General features: G+C 62.8%; 20 protein-coding genes. 10 read left to right on the top strand and 10 right to left on the bottom strand.

Features of this window, described 5'->3' with window-relative positions; translation table 11 throughout:
* Positions 1–58 precede the first annotated feature (58 nt).
* The 7 genes from AC0L17_RS14075 (at position 59) to AC0L17_RS14045 (ending at position 7,003) form a co-directional block, all read left to right on the top strand.
* On the top strand, positions 59–1,627 hold the full coding sequence (locus AC0L17_RS14075; RefSeq protein WP_473516270.1) for a putative B6 ABC transporter ATP-binding protein: 1,569 nt from the start codon (positions 59–61) through the stop codon (positions 1,625–1,627).
* Positions 1,624–2,721, top strand: coding sequence for a putative B6 ABC transporter permease subunit 2 (locus AC0L17_RS14070; protein WP_473516269.1), 1,098 nt, complete (start codon positions 1,624–1,626; stop codon positions 2,719–2,721). The genes AC0L17_RS14075 and AC0L17_RS14070 overlap by 4 nt, the downstream gene beginning before the upstream one ends.
* Before the next feature lie 4 nt (positions 2,722–2,725).
* The gene (locus AC0L17_RS14065; protein WP_473516268.1) at positions 2,726–3,661 is read left to right on the top strand and encodes a putative B6 ABC transporter permease subunit 1; all 936 of its coding nucleotides are present in this window, start codon (positions 2,726–2,728) and stop codon (positions 3,659–3,661) included.
* Between the two features lie 48 nt (positions 3,662–3,709).
* The gene (pldA, locus tag AC0L17_RS14060; RefSeq protein WP_473516267.1) at positions 3,710–4,516 is read left to right on the top strand and encodes a 4-pyridoxolactonase; all 807 of its coding nucleotides are present in this window, start codon (positions 3,710–3,712) and stop codon (positions 4,514–4,516) included.
* A 26-nt stretch (positions 4,517–4,542) separates the two neighbouring features.
* Positions 4,543–5,721, top strand: a complete 1,179-nt coding sequence (gene ppaT / locus AC0L17_RS14055; protein ID WP_473516266.1) for a pyridoxamine--pyruvate transaminase — start codon at positions 4,543–4,545, stop codon at positions 5,719–5,721.
* Positions 5,722–5,752: 31 nt separating this feature from the next.
* On the top strand, positions 5,753–6,499 hold the full coding sequence (gene pldH, locus AC0L17_RS14050; protein WP_128168461.1) for a pyridoxal 4-dehydrogenase, SDR-type: 747 nt from the start codon (positions 5,753–5,755) through the stop codon (positions 6,497–6,499).
* A gap of 102 nt (positions 6,500–6,601) precedes the next feature.
* Complete coding sequence (locus tag AC0L17_RS14045) at positions 6,602–7,003, top strand: hypothetical protein (protein WP_473516265.1); 402 nt, start codon at positions 6,602–6,604, stop codon at positions 7,001–7,003.
* A gap of 13 nt (positions 7,004–7,016) precedes the next feature.
* Here AC0L17_RS14045 and AC0L17_RS14040 read toward each other — a convergent pair whose 3' ends face one another.
* The 5 genes from AC0L17_RS14040 to AC0L17_RS14020 form a co-directional block, all read right to left on the bottom strand.
* Positions 7,017–8,261: a multidrug effflux MFS transporter gene (locus tag AC0L17_RS14040; RefSeq protein ID WP_473516264.1), complete on the bottom strand. Its 1,245-nt coding sequence runs from the start codon at positions 8,259–8,261 to the stop codon at positions 7,017–7,019.
* A gap of 110 nt (positions 8,262–8,371) precedes the next feature.
* Positions 8,372–8,707, bottom strand: coding sequence for a Grx4 family monothiol glutaredoxin (grxD, locus tag AC0L17_RS14035; protein WP_023798253.1), 336 nt, complete (start codon positions 8,705–8,707; stop codon positions 8,372–8,374).
* 175 nt (positions 8,708–8,882) lie between these two features.
* On the bottom strand, positions 8,883–9,116 hold the full coding sequence (locus AC0L17_RS14030; protein WP_023798252.1) for a BolA/IbaG family iron-sulfur metabolism protein: 234 nt from the start codon (positions 9,114–9,116) through the stop codon (positions 8,883–8,885).
* 80 nt (positions 9,117–9,196) lie between these two features.
* Complete coding sequence (gene purL / locus AC0L17_RS14025; protein ID WP_473516263.1) at positions 9,197–11,437, bottom strand: phosphoribosylformylglycinamidine synthase subunit PurL; 2,241 nt, start codon at positions 11,435–11,437, stop codon at positions 9,197–9,199.
* Between the two features lie 129 nt (positions 11,438–11,566).
* Complete coding sequence (locus AC0L17_RS14020; protein ID WP_473481737.1) at positions 11,567–12,979, bottom strand: aminotransferase-like domain-containing protein; 1,413 nt, start codon at positions 12,977–12,979, stop codon at positions 11,567–11,569.
* 93 nt (positions 12,980–13,072) lie between these two features.
* Between AC0L17_RS14020 and AC0L17_RS14015 the strand changes: the two genes are divergently transcribed.
* Together AC0L17_RS14015 and AC0L17_RS14010 are read left to right on the top strand one after the other, a co-directional pair.
* Positions 13,073–13,318, top strand: coding sequence for a DUF1127 domain-containing protein (locus AC0L17_RS14015; protein ID WP_473516262.1), 246 nt, complete (start codon positions 13,073–13,075; stop codon positions 13,316–13,318).
* 162 nt (positions 13,319–13,480) lie between these two features.
* A complete protein-coding gene (locus AC0L17_RS14010; protein WP_473516261.1) occupies positions 13,481–13,732 on the top strand; it encodes a type II toxin-antitoxin system prevent-host-death family antitoxin in 252 nt (83 codons plus the stop codon).
* 112 nt (positions 13,733–13,844) lie between these two features.
* On the opposite strand, the gene AC0L17_RS14005 is transcribed toward AC0L17_RS14010, so the two are convergent.
* The 5 genes from AC0L17_RS14005 to purC are packed head-to-tail and all read right to left on the bottom strand — an operon-like array spanning position 13,845 to position 16,324.
* Positions 13,845–14,261, bottom strand: a complete 417-nt coding sequence (locus AC0L17_RS14005; RefSeq protein ID WP_473516260.1) for a hypothetical protein — start codon at positions 14,259–14,261, stop codon at positions 13,845–13,847.
* 45 nt (positions 14,262–14,306) lie between these two features.
* Positions 14,307–14,975, bottom strand: coding sequence for a phosphoribosylformylglycinamidine synthase subunit PurQ (gene purQ / locus AC0L17_RS14000; protein WP_473516259.1), 669 nt, complete (start codon positions 14,973–14,975; stop codon positions 14,307–14,309).
* Positions 14,972–15,226, bottom strand: a complete 255-nt coding sequence (locus tag AC0L17_RS13995) for a hypothetical protein (RefSeq protein WP_091591367.1) — start codon at positions 15,224–15,226, stop codon at positions 14,972–14,974. The genes purQ and AC0L17_RS13995 overlap by 4 nt, the downstream gene beginning before the upstream one ends.
* An 18-nt stretch (positions 15,227–15,244) precedes the next feature.
* Entirely contained in the window at positions 15,245–15,487 is a 243-nt protein-coding gene (purS, locus tag AC0L17_RS13990) for a phosphoribosylformylglycinamidine synthase subunit PurS (RefSeq protein WP_023798246.1), read from the bottom strand.
* Between the two features lie 42 nt (positions 15,488–15,529).
* Positions 15,530–16,324 carry a phosphoribosylaminoimidazolesuccinocarboxamide synthase gene (gene purC / locus AC0L17_RS13985; RefSeq protein ID WP_023798245.1) on the bottom strand — a complete coding sequence of 265 codons (795 nt, stop codon included), beginning with the start codon at positions 16,322–16,324 and terminating at the stop codon, positions 15,530–15,532.
* A 277-nt stretch (positions 16,325–16,601) separates the two neighbouring features.
* On the opposite strand from purC, the gene AC0L17_RS13980 reads away from it, so the two are divergent.
* Positions 16,602–16,922, top strand: coding sequence for a DUF1476 domain-containing protein (locus AC0L17_RS13980; protein ID WP_091591813.1), 321 nt, complete (start codon positions 16,602–16,604; stop codon positions 16,920–16,922).
* The last annotated feature ends 76 nt before the right edge of the window (positions 16,923–16,998 follow it).

Raw genomic sequence — 16,998 nt, 5'->3', positions numbered from 1 at the left:
GGAGGGGTGACAATTCACCCCGCCGGACCGATTTCATGTTTTCAAGGCCTTGGCTTTCATGAGTAGTGGGTCCTCATTGTCGGTCGACAAGCACGACATCGTCGCGCTTGAAGGCGTGACCAAACGGTTTCCCGGCGTCGTCGCCAACGACAGCGTCGATCTGGCGATCCGTCCGGGTGAAGTGCATGTGCTGCTCGGTGAAAACGGCGCCGGAAAATCCACCTTGATCGGCATGCTGTCCGGCCTGCAGCAGCCGGACGAGGGCCGCTTACTGGTCGACGGCGAGCCTATCGCGATCACCTCGCCGCGCCATGCGCTGGCGCTCGGCATCGGAACCGTATTCCAGCACGTGATGCTGGTGCCGACGCTGACGGTCGCGCAAAACCTGTTGCTCGGCGGCCCGTGGTGGCAGCGGCCGAAGACCGAGGAACTGGAAGCGCGCGTCGCCGAAATCACCAGGGCGCTCGGTATCACGGTCAAGCTGCATGCCAAGGTGTCGGAACTCTCGCTCGGCGAACAGCAGCAGGTCGAGATCCTGCGCGCGATGGTGCGCAACAGCCGGCTTCTGATCCTCGACGAGTCGACCTCGATGCTGACGCCGAAGGGCATCGATGAGCTGGGCGCGCTGATGCGCCGCCTTGTCGAACAGGGGCTGGCGATCGTCTTCATCACCCACAAGCTCAAGGAGGCGGCGGCTTTTGGCGATCGAATCTCGGTGCTGAAACTCGGCCGCAAGGTCGGCGAAATTCCTCCCGAGCGGTTTCGCGCGCTAGGCGAGCAGGCGATCGTTTCGGAGATCGTCGAATTGATGTTCGGCAAGCAGAAGGACGACCCGGAAGCGTCCGAGCGTCCGGTTCGCACCATTCACGCCGGAGCGGCTCCGCTGCTTCAGGTCCATGAACTCGCAGTCGCACCGACAGACGACGCGCCGGGCCTGTTATCGATTTCGTTCGACATCCGTCCAGGCGAGCTGCTGGGCATCGCTGGTATCGACGGCAATGGCCAGAAGCAACTGGCGGAGGCGCTGGCTGGCCAGCGGGCGACGGTGAGCGGTTCGGTGCGGCTGCAGGGCACGCCCATCGAGGCGCTGAGCGTCGGCGAACGCCGTGAGCGAGGCCTTCGCTACCTGACCGACGATCGGCTCGGCGAGGGCACGGTCGGGACTTTTCCGGTCTCGATCAACTTCTTCCTCAAGCAGATCGGCGCCGCTCCCTTCTGGCGCAACGGCGTCGAGCAGCGCGCTGAAATCGACAAGCGCGCCGCTCAGCTCGTCCGCGAATACGACGTGCGCACGCCCAGCCTGAAAACGCCGGTCGCCTGGCTCTCCGGCGGCAACATCCAGAAGGTGCTGCTGGCGCGCGAACTCGCCGAAGGCGCAAAAGTGGTGATCTTCAACAAACCGACCTATGGGCTCGATCTCGCCAACACATTGGCTTCGCGTCAGCGAATCCGCGACACGGCGGCTCGCGGCCTTGCCGTGCTGCTCATCTCCACCGACCTGGAGGAGTTGCTCAGCATGTGCGACCGCATCGCCGTCATCTCGAACGGCTCGCTGGTCGGCACGGTCGAGAATGTCGGCGATGCCCGCTCCAAGATCGGTCGCTTGATGATCGGACTTGCCGCATGAGCATCGACACCGTCCCAGCCGCCGGCGCAACCGCACTCGATGCCACGGCTGCTGTGGTCACGCGCCGCGATATCCAGCATCGGCTGCTGATGACCATCGGCCCTATACTGGCCGCGCTTATCATCGCCGGCTGCATCCTGCTTGCCGTCGGCGTCGACCCGCTTGCCTATTATGGCTTTGTGCTCGAGAGAGGGCTTTTGTCGCCGCTCGGCATCCAGCAGACGCTGACGCGCATGGCGCCGCTGCTGTTTCTTGCCGCCGGCCTGATCGTGGCCTTTCGCGCCGGCATGTGGAATCTCGGCGGCGATGGCCAGTTCCTGCTCGGCGCAGTAACGGCCGCCGCCAGCGCTCCGGTTTTCGTGGAAGTCATGCCTGCCTGGCTGGCGCTGATCTGCTCGTTTGTCATCGCCATGGCGGTTGCGATGCTCTGGTCGCTGGTGCCGGCCCTTTTGCGGGCCTATCAGGGCGTCAACGAGATCATCACCACGCTGATGATGACGTTCCTGGGCACCTCGCTCGCCAATGTGCTGGTCAAGCTGGTGTTTCGCGATCCGGGCACGACCGTGCCGCAGACCCGCACCTTGCCGGTCGAGGACCGGCTGCCGCGTCTGCTCGACACGACCATCACCAGCGGCCTGCTTCTGGGACTGGCGGCGATCATCACCGTACATCTGCTGATGACGCGCACGGCCTTCGGCCTGAAGCTGAGGATCGTCGGGGCCAACCCACGCGCGGCCATCCATGCGGGGCTCGGCGTGCCGAAGCTCACCATTGCCGTCTTCGCCATTTCGGCCGGGCTGGCCGGACTTGCCGGCGCTGTCGATATCCTTGGCGTCCAGGGTAACGTCCGCGCCGACTGGAACCCCGCTTATGGGCTGGCGGTCATTCCCGTCGTGTTCCTCGCCCGCATGAACGGCTTTGCCGCCATCGGTTTCGTGTTCCTGCTTTCGGTGCTGTCGATCGGCGGCGAGAGCGCGGCCCGCCGCCTCGGCGTGCCCAATCATTTCACGCTGGTGCTGGTCTCCATCGTGCTGATCGTGCTCGCGCTCGCCGAATACGTCGATCACCGCTACAATCAGTCGCGGAGGGCCTGAAGTTATGACCGGGCTGTTCAGCGAAGTCTTTCTCAGCGCGCTTTTGTTTGGCGCCGTCACCGCGGCGATCCCGCTGCTGCTGGCTGGCCTCGGCGAACAGATGTCCGAAAAGGCCGGCGTGCTCAATATCGGCATCGAAGGCATGATGCTGGCCGGCGCCTATCTCGGCTTCGTCGGCGCCTTCTATTCCGGATCGCTGTGGCTGGGCTTTCTCACCGGCGCCGGCGGCGGTATCGCCGTGGCGCTGGTCATGGCGCTGCTTTGCGTGCGCATCGGCTTGAACCAGATCGTCATCGGCATAGCGCTGACATTGGGACTTGAAGGCCTGACGGCGCTGCTCCACCATTTCCAGTTTTCGCGCAGCTATCCCCGCCTGCCAGCGGTGGATGTGACCGTCATTCCGTTGCTGTCGGGCATTCCGGTGATCGGGCCGGCGTTGTTCAGGCAGCATCTGATCGTCTACCTGGCGGTCGCACTGGTTTTCGTCATGGGCTACATCTATCGGCGCACGCAGCTCGGCCTGAACCTGCAGGCGGCGGGCGACAAGGCCGCCGCGCTTGACGTCGCCGGCATCGACGTCGCACGAACCCGCACCATCGCCGTGCTGACGACTGGAGCGCTGGCAGGGCTTGGCGGCGCCTTTCTCGCCAATGTCGGCGCCGGCCTGTTCATTCCCTTCATCACCAATGGCGCGGGCTTTCTCGGAATCGTGCTGGCCATGCTGGCGCGTGGTCGCCCGGTCTGGGTGCTGTTCGGTGCCTTGTTGTTCGGCGTGTGCCTGTCGCTGACGACAGCCATGCAGGTGGCCGGCATCAACATACCAACCGACGTCATCCAGATGCTGCCGTTCCTGGCGGTGATGATCATGCTGGTTCTGTTCGGCCGGCGGGCCAGCCTGCCGGCAGCGCTCGGCATTCCATACGAGCGCGGCGTGCGCTGATCAGGTTCAGGCGCGGACGGGACCCGCGCCAACAGAGGAGAGAACAAAATGTCGGATACCAAGGTCTACCTGCTCGATGGTGGCTCGCTCGTTCTCGACGGCTATCACGTGTTCTGGAATCGCGGCCCCGGCGGCGAAGTGCGCTTTCCCGTCTATTCGATCCTGATCGAGCATGCCGATGGCCGGTTTCTCATCGACACCGGCTACGACTACGACCACGTCATGAAGGTGCTGCCTTTCGAAAAGCCGATCCAGGAAAAGCAGCAGACCATTCCCGGCGCCCTGGCGCTGCTCGGCCTCGAGCCGAAGGACATCGACGTCGTCGTCAACTCGCATTTCCACTTCGACCATTGCGGCGGCAACAAGTATTTTCCGCATGCCAAGAAGATCTGTCATCGCACCGAGGTGCCGCAGGCCTGCAATCCTCAGCCTTTCGAGCACCTTGGCTATTCGGATCTGAGCTTTTCGGCGGAGGCTGCCGAAGCGCGTGGCGCGACCGTGCAATTGCTGGAGGGCACGACGCGGGCCAACTCGACCTTCGAGGGCATCGACGGCGACGTCGAGCTTGCCAGGGGGGTCAAATTGATCTCGACGCCCGGCCATTCGATCGGCCATTACAGCTTGCTGGTCGAATTTCCCAAGCGCAAGCCGATCATGTTCACCATCGATGCGGCCTACACGCAGAAGAGCCTTGAAACGCTGTGCCAGGCGGCCTTCCACATCGACCCGGTGGCGGGTGTCAACTCGATGCGCAAGGTGAAGAAGCTCGCCGAGGATTATGGGGCCGAGCTGATGTATTCGCACGACATGGAAAACTTCAAGACCTATCGGACCGGCACCCAATTCTACGGCTGACCGCCGCCAACGAAGAGACAAAGACCATGCGCTATCTCGAACACGCCGAACCGGTCATCACGCTCACCGCCGGGCCGGTGAACGCCTATCCCGACGTGCTGCGCGGCCTCGGCCGCACCGTGCTCTACGATTACGACCCGGCGTTCCAGCTCTTTTACGAGGCTGTGGTCGACAAGGTGCAGAAGGCGATGCGGCTGTCCAACAAGCCGGTCATTCTGCATGGCGAGCCGGTTCTTGGCCTGGAAGCCGCGGCAGCCTCCCTGATCACGCCCGACGACGTCGTGCTCAACCTTGCCTCGGGAGTCTACGGCAAGGGTTTTGGCTATTGGGCAAAGCGCTATTCGCCGCATCTGCTCGAAATCGAGGTGCCCTATAACGAGGCGATCGACCCGCAGGCGGTTGCGGCAATGCTGGAAGCGCATCCGGAAATCAGCATCGTTTCCGTCTGCCATCACGACACGCCGTCGGGCACCATCAACCCGATCGATGCCATCGGCACGCTGGTTTCGGGGCATGGCGCCTATCTGATCGTCGACGCCGTTTCGTCCTTCGGCGGCATGAAAACGCATCCGGAGGACTGCAAGGCCGACATTTATGTCACCGGCCCGAACAAATGCCTCGGCGCGCCTCCCGGGCTGACGATGATGGGCGTCAGCGAGCGGGCCTGGGCGAAAATGAAGGCCAATCCACTGGCGCCGCGCGCGTCGATGCTCAGCATCGTCGATTGGGAGCATGCGTGGTCGAAGGACAAGCCATTTCCGTTCACGCCGTCCGTCGCGGAAGTGAACGGGCTCGACGTCGCGCTCGACCTCTACCTCAATGAGGGACCGGCGGCGGTGTGGGCGCGCCACGCGCTCACCGCCAAGGCCATGCGCGCCGGCGTCGCCGCGATGGGTCTGTCGATCTGGGCGGCCAGCGACATCATCGCATCGCCGACCACGACTGCCGTCCGGACGCCCGAAGGCATCGACGAGGAGGCGCTTCGCCAGGCTGTGCGCGCCCGTTACGGCGTGGTGTTTTCGTCGGGCCGGGGCGAGACATTGGGCAAGTTGACGCGCATCGGCCATATGGGCCCGACCGCCCAGCCGATCTATGCGATCGCGGCGCTGACGGCACTTGGTGGCGCGATGAGTGCTTTGGGCGAAAAGCTCGCGGTCGGCAAAGGCATCGACGCGGCGCTCGCCGTTATCGACGCCGACGCCTGAGATGAAGTCACAGATCACATGGAGCACGGAAATGACTGAACGGCTTGCGGGAAAGACCGCCCTGGTTACCGGGGCCGCACAAGGCATCGGCAAGGCGATCGCCGCGCGCTTGGCCGTCGATGGCGCGACCGTCATCGTCAGCGACATCAATGCGGAAGGCGCCGAAGCGGCGGCGGCGGCGATCGGCGCAAAAGCGAAGGCGATCGCCGCCGACATTTCCGATCCGGCATCCGTCAAGGCGCTGTTCGCCGAGATCCAGGCACTGACCGGTGGCATCGATATCCTGGTCAATAACGCCAGCATCGTGCCCTTCGTAGCCTGGGACGATGTCGACCTCGACCATTGGCGCAAGATCATCGACGTCAATCTGACCGGAACCTTCATCGTCAGCCGCGCGGCAACGGACCAGATGCGCGCCGCCGGCAAGGCCGGCCGGGTGATCAGCATCGCCTCCAACAGCTTCTTTGCCGGCACGCCGAACATGGCGGCCTATGTCGCGGCCAAGGGCGGAGTCATCGGCTTCACCAGGGCGCTCGCCACAGAACTCGGCAAATACAACATCACCGCCAACGCGGTGACGCCGGGCCTGATCGAGAGCGATGGGGTCAAGGCGAGCCCGCACAACGAGGCGTTCGGCTTCGTCGAGATGCTGCAGGCTATGAAAGGCAAAGGGCAGCCGGAACATATCGCCGATGTGGTGTCGTTCCTGGCCTCGGATGACGCACGCTGGATCACCGGCCAGACGCTGAACGTCGACGCCGGCATGGTGCGCCACTAAAGCGCCGACGTCTGAAAGGATCCATCCGCAGCGCTGATACTCGATGGAAGCTTTCGTCGAAAATTTCGATTACATTTATCCGCGCGAAACCGGAGACCCGAGATGAAACCTCGGTCCGCAATTGTCGCCCTTACCCTTGCCCTGGTTGCCGGTCCTGACGCGGCAACATCGCAGGAACGCGGCTGTCGCAATCCCGATCCCATCGACACCATAAACGAGATGTTCTCCGCGATCGTCGCCTGTTGGGAGCCGCCGCCCGGAACCGCGGGCATGACCCTGACGCTGCAGTTCTCAATTCGCCGAAACGGCACACTTATCGGCAAGCCTCGCGCCACCTACTCCCGTCTGGGGGATGATGGCAGCCTCAACCGGGCTTTCGTCGCCTCCGTCCTCGAGGCCCTCGACAAGGCTCTGCCACTGCCGGTTTCGGACAGGATGGGTGGAGCGATCGCAGGGCGTTTGCTGTTCCCTCGCTTCACCGCAGCCAGCGGGGATGAATCCTGAAACGCGTCCGGCCTTAAACCGGCGGGTTCTGCGGCTGGAAGAATTTGCCGCGCTCGGCGATCAGCACCATCACCAATGCGCCAAGCGAAACGCTGCAGAATCCGGCGGCCAAGGGCGTCACAGTGCCGTTGAAGGCTTGGCCGATCAGCGTGCCGAGCACGCCGCCGAGGAAGGTCTGCATGAAGCCCAGAATGGACGACGCCGTCCCGGCCAATTGGCCGAGCGGCTCCATGGCGAGTGCGTTGAAATTCGCGCCGAGTGCGCCGAACGGGACCATCGTGCCGGCAAAGAAGGTGATGAAAAGCCAGAGCGGCATCTTCATCTGGATGGAAACGACCAGCCAGGCGAGGCTGATGGCCAGAAACAAGAGCAGCGCGCTTTGCGACAGGCGGCGCATGCCGATGCGTCCGACAAGGCGCGAATTCAGATAGCTCGACAAGGAGAGCACGCCGGCGATCCCTGCGAAAATCACCGGGAACAGCTCGCCGACGCCGAAGACGTCGACATAGATCTGCTGCGCCGAGTTGATGAAGCCGAACATCGCACCGAAGGCAAAAGTGCTGGCGAAGGCATAGCATAGCGCGATGCGATTGGTCAGCACGATGCGGAAACCGCCAAGGACGGATGATGCCGTCAGCGGCCGGCGATATTCGGGACGCAGCGTTTCCGGCAGGCGCAGCAGCGCCCACGCCGACACGATCAGCGCCCCTGCCGCCATTGTGATGAAGATCCAGTGCCAGGAGGCAAACAGCATGATGAACTGGCCGATGCCTGGCGCCACCACCGGAATGGCCATGAACACCATGAAGATCAGCGACATCACCTCGGCCATGCGCCGACCGTCGAACGTATCGCGCACTATCGAGACGGCGATGACACGTGTGGCCGCGGCGCCTATGCCTTGCACCACCCGGCACAGGATAAGCGTAGCGAATGTCGGGGCGATCGCCGCCGCACTCGCCGCTGCGACATAGATAACCAGTCCGACGACGAGCGGAGCGCGGCGTCCGAAGCGGTCCGAGATCGGCCCGAAGAAGAGCTGTCCGCCGCCAAAGCCGAGAATGTACGCGGCAATCACATATTGGCGGTGGTTTTCATTTTCCACGCCCAGCGAGGCGCCGATCTGCTGCAGCGCCGGCAGCATGATGTCGATGGCCAGCGAGTTGAGCGCCATCAACGCCGCGCACAGCGCGATGAATTCCCAGCGCGGAATAGGCAAGGTGCTTGCCTGTTGCTGCGCTTCTGCATGCTGATCCACGGCAAAGTCCGATCTTCAAACGAAAAAGCGCCGGCGCACCGGCGCATTCATTCGTCTTGTGCCCCGATACCGGGGAGATAATCAGCTTGGCGAAGTGCCCTAAATGTTCGTCAGGCGGCGCCTTTGACGCTGACGCCCTTTTCGACGAGGAACGTCTGCAGTTCGCCAGCCTGGAACATCTCGCGGACGATGTCGCAACCGCCGACGAACTCACCCTTGACGTAGAGCTGAGGGATCGTCGGCCAGTTGGAGTATTCCTTGATACCTTGCCGCAGCTCGGCCGAGGTCAACACGTCGACGCCCTTGTAGTCGGCCCCGATATAGTCGAGGATCTGCACGACCTGACCGGAAAATCCGCATTGCGGAAAACCGGGCGTGCCCTTCATGAAGAGAACGACGTCGTTAGCCTTCACTTCGCTGTCGATGTAGTCGTTGATACCGCTCATAGAAAATCCTTTCATGCCCGCGGGAGTCGGGCTCGAAACATTCCCTTTCAAATAAACCCATAGGTTGCCTGAAACAAGACGTTTGCCGCCCTCGTCACGCAAATGGCGCAAAGGATGGCCTGGGCCAAGAGCATCGGACGGCTATTTTCCCAAGCCAGCAAGGCCCCAAAAAAGCTTACTCCGGCACGCTGGTCTGCAGAGCGAGCGCGTGCAGCACGCCGCCCATATTGCCCTTCAGCGCGTCATAGACCATCTGATGCTGCTGGACGCGGCTTTTGCCGCGAAAGCTTTCGGCCACCACTTCGGCCGCATAATGGTCGCCGTCGCCGGCCAGGTCGCGAATCGTCACCTTGGCGTCCGGAATGCCTTCCTTGATCAGCCGTTCGATGTCGTGCGCGTCCATTGCCATGCGAGGATTCCTTGTTCAGATATCATAGATATGATCGAAACGGCGGATGAACCACACCGCAACGACCCCGCTCGATCAAATCAGGGGTCCACGACCTCATTTGCCATGAAGCGAGGAAACCAGGATTCGTGGGCAGCGGTCAATTCGCCGACAGGGATCGCCCGCGCCTCGCCAAGTTTCAGGTCGCGGCCGCCGGTCGAGCCGATCCACGGCGCGAAGATGCCGAGCTTGCTCTGCTGTTCGCGAATAGCGTCCCATTCCTTGCTTTGCGGATCGATCGACAGCGTCAAGAGATAGCGGCCCTGATCCTCGCCGAACCAGACCGGGATCGGGTCGGTCCCGACCAGGCCGGGGACGGTTGCGCCGATGCCGGACGCCATCGCCATCTCGGCCAGCGCGACGGCAATGCCGCCATCGGAAACGTCATGCGCTGATGTGACGACGCCGGAGGCGATCAGGGCGCGCACATGGTCGCCGACGCGCTTTTCGTGGTCGAGGTCGACCGGCGGCGGCGGGCCATCGGTGCGGCGATGGATGTCGCGCATATAGGCCGACTGGGCGAGATGCGTTCCCCACATCGACGGCGCGCCGACCAGCAGGATCATCTGGCCCTCGGCGGCAAAGCCGATCCGCGCCATCTGGGACCAGTCGGCGATCAGTCCGACGCCGCCGATGGTCGGCGTCGGCAAGATGCCTTGCCCGTTGGTTTCGTTGTAGAGCGAGACATTGCCGGAGACGATCGGAAAGCCGAGCGCGCGGCAGGCGTCGCCGATGCCTTTCACGGCGCCGACCAACTGGCCCATGATCTCGGGTCGTTCCGGATTACCAAAATTGAGGTTGTCGGTGGCCGCGAGCGGCAGCGCGCCGGTGGCGGTAAGATTGCGCCAGCATTCGGCCACCGCCTGCTTGCCGCCCTCGTAAGGGTCGGCCTCGCAATAGCGCGGCGTCACGTCGGAGGAGAAGGCGAGCGCCTTGGTCGGATGGCCCTCGACGCGCACCACGCCGGCATCGCCGCCCGGAAGCTGCAGCGAATTGCCCTGGATCAGCGTGTCGTATTGTTCCCATACCCAGCGGCGCGAGGACAGGTCGGGCCCGCCAAGCAGTTTCAGCAGCGCCTCGGCGACATCCGCTTGCGGTGCATCGCCGGCCGCCAGCGGCGCCGGCTTCTTCGGCTCGGTCCAGGGACGGTCATATTCCGGCGCCTGGTCGCCAAGGTCCTTGATCGGCAGATTGGCGACTTCGTCGCCCTGGTGCAGCACGCGAAAGCGCAGATCGTCGGTTGTCTTGCCGACGATGGCGAAGTCGAGGCCCCATTTGTGGAAGATCGCCTCGGCTTGCTTTTCCTTTTCGGGGCGCAGCACCATCAGCATGCGCTCCTGGCTCTCCGACAGCATCATCTCATAGGCGCTCATGCGCTCCTCGCGCACCGGCACCTTGTCGAGGTCGAGCTCGATGCCGAGGTCGCCCTTGGCGCCCATCTCGACCGCCGAGCAGGTGAGGCCGGCAGCACCCATGTCCTGGATGGCGATGACGGCGCCGGACGCCATCAGTTCGAGGCAGGCTTCGAGCAGGCATTTTTCGGTGAACGGGTCGCCGACCTGAACGGTGGGCCGCTTCTCGTCGATCCTGTCGTCGAATTCGGCCGAGGCCATGGTGGCGCCGCCGACACCGTCGCGGCCGGTCTTGGCGCCGAGATAGACGACCGGCAGACCGACGCCCTTGGCTTCCGACAGGAAGATCGCATCGGTCTTGGCCAGCCCCGCCGCAAAGGCGTTGACCAGGATGTTGCCATTGTAGCGCGCGTCGAAATTGACTTCGCCGCCGACCGTCGGCACGCCGAACGAATTGCCGTAGCCGCCGACGCCGGCAACGACGCCGGCAACCAGGTGCCTGGTCTTGGGATGGTTCGGCGCGCCGAAGCGCAGCGCGTTCATTGCCGCGATCGGCCGGGCGCCCATGGTGAAGACATCGCGCAGGATGCCGCCGACGCCGGTCGCCGCACCCTGATAGGGCTCGATGAAGGAGGGGTGGTTGTGGCTCTCCATCTTGAAGACGACGCAGTCGCCGTCGCCGATATCGACCACGCCGGCATTCTCGCCCGGGCCCTGGATGACCTGCGGCCCGGTGGTGGGCAGCGTGCGCAGCCACTTTTTTGAGGATTTATACGAGCAGTGCTCGTTCCACATCGCCGAAAAGATGCCGAGCTCGGTAAAGCTCGGCTCGCGCCCGACCAGGTCGAGGATGCGCTGATATTCGTCGGGCTTCAGCCCGTGCGCGGCAATGAGTTCCGGAGTGATCGGCACGGAATTGGAAATGGTCATGGGCGGCAATTTATGTCCTTGGGATCGAGTCCCGTCTTATCGCAAGCTTTGCAGCCGATACACCCATCAAGCGACAAAAACGATGCAGTAGCGAAAGATCGCCACTCGGCCCGCCGGTTTCAAGCCGGTTCAGGAGAAACTGTCGTAGCCGGCGCGGCCCTCGTCCAGCAGCCGCCGGATCACGCCGACACCGCCCGCGATGTCCTCTCGTCGCTCCGGCTGTGAAACGCCAAACCGCACGCCGTGAAAAACCTGCTCGGAACGGCCGGCCTTGAACTCGTCCTCATCGTCGATGAGCACGCCATGTTCGAGACAGGCGTTCTTGAAGGTGCCGGAAAGCCATGGATCGGGCAGGGTGAGCCAGATGAAGGGCACATTGTCTAGTGCGTTGAAGTCGAACCCGGCTAGTGTCTCGCGCACGATCGCCACGCGCGCGTTGATCTCGACGATGCTGCGCTTGCGCATCTCGCTGGCCTGGCCGGACAGAACCAGCCGGCTGCACAGTTCCGCCAGCAGGAAGGGGAGGCCGCCCGTCAGCATCTTGTGAGCGACCCGGATGCGGTGACGATAGGCCGGCGGACAGGCGAGCCAGCCGCCGCGAACGCCGGCCGCAACCGATTTCGACAGGCCGCCGGCGACGATGGTCCGTTCGGGGGCATATTCGGCCAGGAGCGGCGTCGGGTCGTCGGTCAGATCGCCATAGAGATCGTCCTCGATCAGGATGACATTGTATTCGCGCGCGATGCGGGCGATGGCCTCACGGCGCGTTGCCGACAGCGTCACCAATGTAGGGTTCTTGGCCGTCGGCATCAAAAACATCATTTTCGGGTGTTTTTGCGCGCAGACGCGCTCGAAATCCTCCGGATCGAGCCCTTCCGCGTCCGACGTCACCAGCGCGGTGCGGCGGCCGATCAGGCCGGCGCTGCGAGAAATCTGCGAATAGGTGAGGTGCTCGAAGACGATATAGTCGCCGGGCGTGGTCAGCGCGGCAATCGCCGCCATAACCGCGGCATGGGTGCCGAGCGTCGGAACGATGCCATCGGGGCTTGGGCGAAACGAATTTCGCGACAGCCAGCTGCAGCCGGCCTCGACCCAGCGGTTGGGAAAATCCCGCGTATAGCTTGAAATCTCGTACGGATGCTCCTGCGCCGTGCGCGAAAGCACATCGGCGACAATGGCGCCCTGGCCGGTATCAGGCGCAGCCGTGCTGTCGAAGCGCAGCTTGCCGCGAGGCGCATCGATATAGCGCGTGCCTTCCACCTGCGGGTCGGGCGCCAGCAGATCGGTCTTGGTGTCATGCCGGCCAAGCACATAGGTTCCGCGTCCGACTTCGCCGCTCACCAGGCCCCGCTCGCGCAACAATTGGTAGGCCCTGCCGACCGTGCCGACGGTCGTGCCGATGTCGTATGCCAGATCGCGCTGCGGCGGCAATTTTGCCCCGGCGGCGATCAAGCCACGGTCAATGTCCGTTTCGATGGAATCTGCAAGCCGCTGATAGAGCGGCCCGGAGCCGGCGGAAAGGTCGGGAAGCCAATTTGTCATGGTGACAATTTTCTATATTGCACCGTTTTGAGAGTCAATACATATGTGACCGCGCAACAAATAGGTACAATCTCGAATTTTGGTAGCAAGAAAATGGCTGCAATCGATACAATCCGTTACACCAGAGCTGGATCGTCCGGAGCCCGCCCGTCAGGCCGGCAAGGCTATGTCCGTCGCCTGGTGCGAATGGTCAACTCACTCGCAAACCGGATCGGCAACTTGCTGGATCGCCGGCGCAGCCGGCTGGTCTTGCTGGAGATGACCGACGATCAGCTCAGGGATATCGGCATCTCGCGTGCCGACGCCCATCGTGAGGGTCTGAGGCCGTTCTGGGACTGAGAATATGTCTCGCGTGCCCCGTCTCGAATAGCGGGATGGTATCGCGAGCAGACGATGCATTCGCAGACCTTCACTGCATTCTCGCCCCGCGAGTCCCGATGAATATGCTATTGCTGAAAACAGCTAATTCGCCTATTTTCGGGGTAATGAAGGGAAATCATTATGGCGAGTTTCACCCTCACAGATCTCGGTAACAAATCCGGCGAGGTTGTGGAGGCGGCGTTCCGCGGCCCTGTCGACATCACCAAGCGCGGCAAGCGCAAGTTCGTTCTCCTGACGGCGGAGCAGTTCGACCATCTCGCCGGCCGTAGCGCCCAGCGGGCACACCGTGTCGAGGACCTGTCGGCCGAGGAACGCGAAGAGCTTCTCGCCGGCCTCGATGCCGTCGCCCGCGACGATGACCGGGATGACTGAGCCGGATCACGGACAGATCATTCTCTATTCCTATCTGTGGGCGCGGGAGTATGACCGGGGGGAGGAAAGCGGACGCAAGGCGCGGCCGACCTGCAGGCAGCGGCTCACCGCCCTATGCAGCCGCACCGCAGGCCGGGTTGCCTGTCTGCCAACGCGCGATATCCGAGCCGATGCGTGCGCCGAGCGGTTCGGCCATCAGCGGACCGTACACGTCAACCCGGCGTGAATTGCCCTGTGCCTGCACGACCAGCAACGGCTTTCCGCCATAATGCTTGACCGGAACCAGCAGGAAGCGCGGCGTGCCGGTGAACGAATTCAGCTCGTTGGCCATCTGATAGGGCTTGAAAGCGGGATCCTTGCTGGCGATCCAGCATTTGTGGGCGGCGATCGCCACCTGTTCCATGGCAAGCAGCGCCGCACTCTTGCCCGAAGGCGCCGGCGCGTTCTTCGGCTTCGACTGGCAGGAGGCGAGCACAAGGCCGGCGGCGGCGACAAGAGCGAGGCGGGCGATCGTCTGTCTCGGGCTCATGCGGCGCCTATTTCGAATTCGGAAAAAAGATGAACGCTGAAGATATCAAGCGGCGATGCCAAGCGCACTTTCGAACAGCGCCCGGCCGTCGCTGCCGCCATGCGCCGCTTCGATCAGGTTCTCGGGATGCGGCATCAGGCCGAGCACATTGCCCTGGCCGTTGATGATGCCGGCAATGTCGTTGATCGAGCCGTTGGGATTGGTGCCTTCGGCATAGCGGAACACGACCTGGCCTTCGCCTTCGAGCCTGCGCAGCGTCTCGGCGTTGGCAAAGTAATTGCCGTCATGATGCGCCACCGGCGAGCGGATGATCTGGCCCGGCTGATAGCGGCGGGTGAACATCGTGTTGGCGTTGGCGATCTGCAGCTTGACCTGCCGGCAGACGAATTTCAGCGACGTGTTGCGCATCAAGGCGCCCGGCAAGAGGCCGGCCTCGACCAGGATCTGGAAGCCGTTGCAGACGCCGATGACCATCACGCCCTTGGCCGCCTTTTCGGCGACCGCCCGCATCACCGGCATGCGCGCGGCAATGGCGCCGCAGCGCAGGTAATCGCCGAAGGAGAAGCCGCCGGGAATGGCGATCAGATCGACATCGGGGATTTCGGTGTCGGTCTGCCAGACGGTGACCGGCGGCGTTCCCGAAATCTTGGTCAGCGCCGCGATCATGTCGCGGTCACGGTTGAGGCCCGGGAGAAGAACAACGGCTGATTTCATTTCGGTTCGTAAGGCCTCTGGGCTTCGGCAAGCTCGCGCAGGTCTAAGCGGCGTTCAATATGTTCCAGGCGCTCGTCCTGGCGAGCCAGTACGCCATAAATGTTCTTCACGTCGCCCTCGGTGGCGATGAGATGGCCGCGGATAGAGCCAAGCTCGGACTTTACCTCCCCGAGCGTCAAATCCATCCTGTCCAGACGCGACTGAATGGACTTGAGGACTTCAAATATCAAGCTTCCATCAATCTCGGCCATCTGCCCTCCGGCACAACCTCAGGTAATGGCCACACTATAGTTCTCAATCACCGTATTCGCCAGAAGCTTGTCGCACATGGCTTTGAGATCGGCTTCGGCCTTGGCCTTGTCGCTCTCAGCAAGCTCGACGTCGAAAACCTTGCCCTGCCGAACCTGGCCGACGCCGTCAAAGCCCATCCCGGACAATGCGTGTTCGATCGCCTTGCCTTGCGGGTCGAGCACGCCGTTCTTGAGAGTGACGGTAATGCGGGCCTTGATCACGCTGGACATGCTCCTGTTCGACGTGTTGAGCGGCAAGAAATCTCAGTGCGGCTTGCCTTTGAGGCCATCGGTCGAGGCGACGAGCACCGGCCCGGCGGGACGCGGCGGCTCGTTCTCGTTCATGATGCCGAGGCGGCGGGCGACTTCCTGATAGGCTTCGACCAGACCGCCCATGTCGCGGCGGAATCGATCCTTGTCGAGCTTGTCCTGGGTCGCCACGTCCCACAGACGGCACGAGTCCGGCGAGATCTCGTCGGCAACGACGATGCGCATCATGTCGCCTTCGAACAGCCGGCCACATTCGATCTTGAAGTCGACAAGCTGGATGCCGACGCCCATGAACAAGCCGGAGAGGAAGTCGTTGACGCGGATGGCCAGCGCCATGACGTCGTCGATCTCCTGCGGGCTTGCCCAGCCGAAAGCGGTGATGTGCTCTTCAGACACCATTGGGTCGTCGAGCGCATCGGCCTTGTAATAGAATTCGATGATCGAGCGCGGCAGCACGGTGCCCTCCTCGATGCCTAGACGCTTGGCCAGCGAGCCGGCGGCGACATTGCGCACGACCACCTCGAGCGGGATGATCTCGACTTCCTTGATCAGCTGCTCGCGCATGTTGAGCCGGCGGATGAAATGGGTCGGAATGCCCATCCGGTTGAGATGGTTGAAGATGTGCTCGGAAATGCGGTTGTTGAGCACGCCCTTGCCATCGACGATTTCGTGCTTCTTCTTGTTGAAAGCGGTCGCGTCGTCCTTGAAGAACTGGATCAGTGTTCCCGGCTCAGGGCCCTCATAGAGGATCTTGGCCTTGCCTTCATAAATGCGGCGGCGATTTTTCATCTGATCTTTTCTCTGGATTTCCGGGCAGGCGGCAAGCGACCAGTTCCTGTCCGTACGCCTAAATTAGTGCGGCAACGGTAGGGGTTCAATGCCGGTGTCTATCCCAATCGCAGTGTTTGCTCAATCGGCAAATCCTTTCAATCACCGCTTTCCGGAATGAAATGCCGCAGCGCAGCAAGTGATGTAGCATATTGACCGGCCCGCGGCCTTTTGGTTTGTGCTGGGCAAGACACATATTTCGACTGCCAACCAAATCGGATTTGACCGGAGGGATGCCATGAGCAGCATGAAAGATCGCGAGGAGGGCTTCGAGCGCAAGTTCGTAATCGACGAGGAACTCCGGTTCAAGGCTGCGGCCCGCCGCAACAAGGCGCTCGGCCTGTGGGCCGCCGAAAAGCTCGGCAAGGCCGGGGCCGACGCCGAAGCCTATGCCAGCCAGGTCGTCCTCGCCGATATCGAGGAAGCCGGCGACCACGACGTTTTCCGCAAGATCCGCAAGGATTTCGATGAAGCCGGGGTCGTCCAGTCGGACCACCAGATTCGCCGCACCATGGACGATCTGATGGCGCAGGCAATCGAGCAGATCAAGAACACCTGACCCTTTGCTCTGAGCCAATCGACACGCTGGACCAATCGACCGCCTCGCCCCTCCGGGCGGTTTTTCTTTGCCTTTG

This window comes from Mesorhizobium sp. WSM4829, assembly GCF_055811475.1.
The sequence above is the reverse complement of the archived record's forward strand: the minus strand, read 5'-3'. Positions and strand labels throughout refer to the sequence as shown.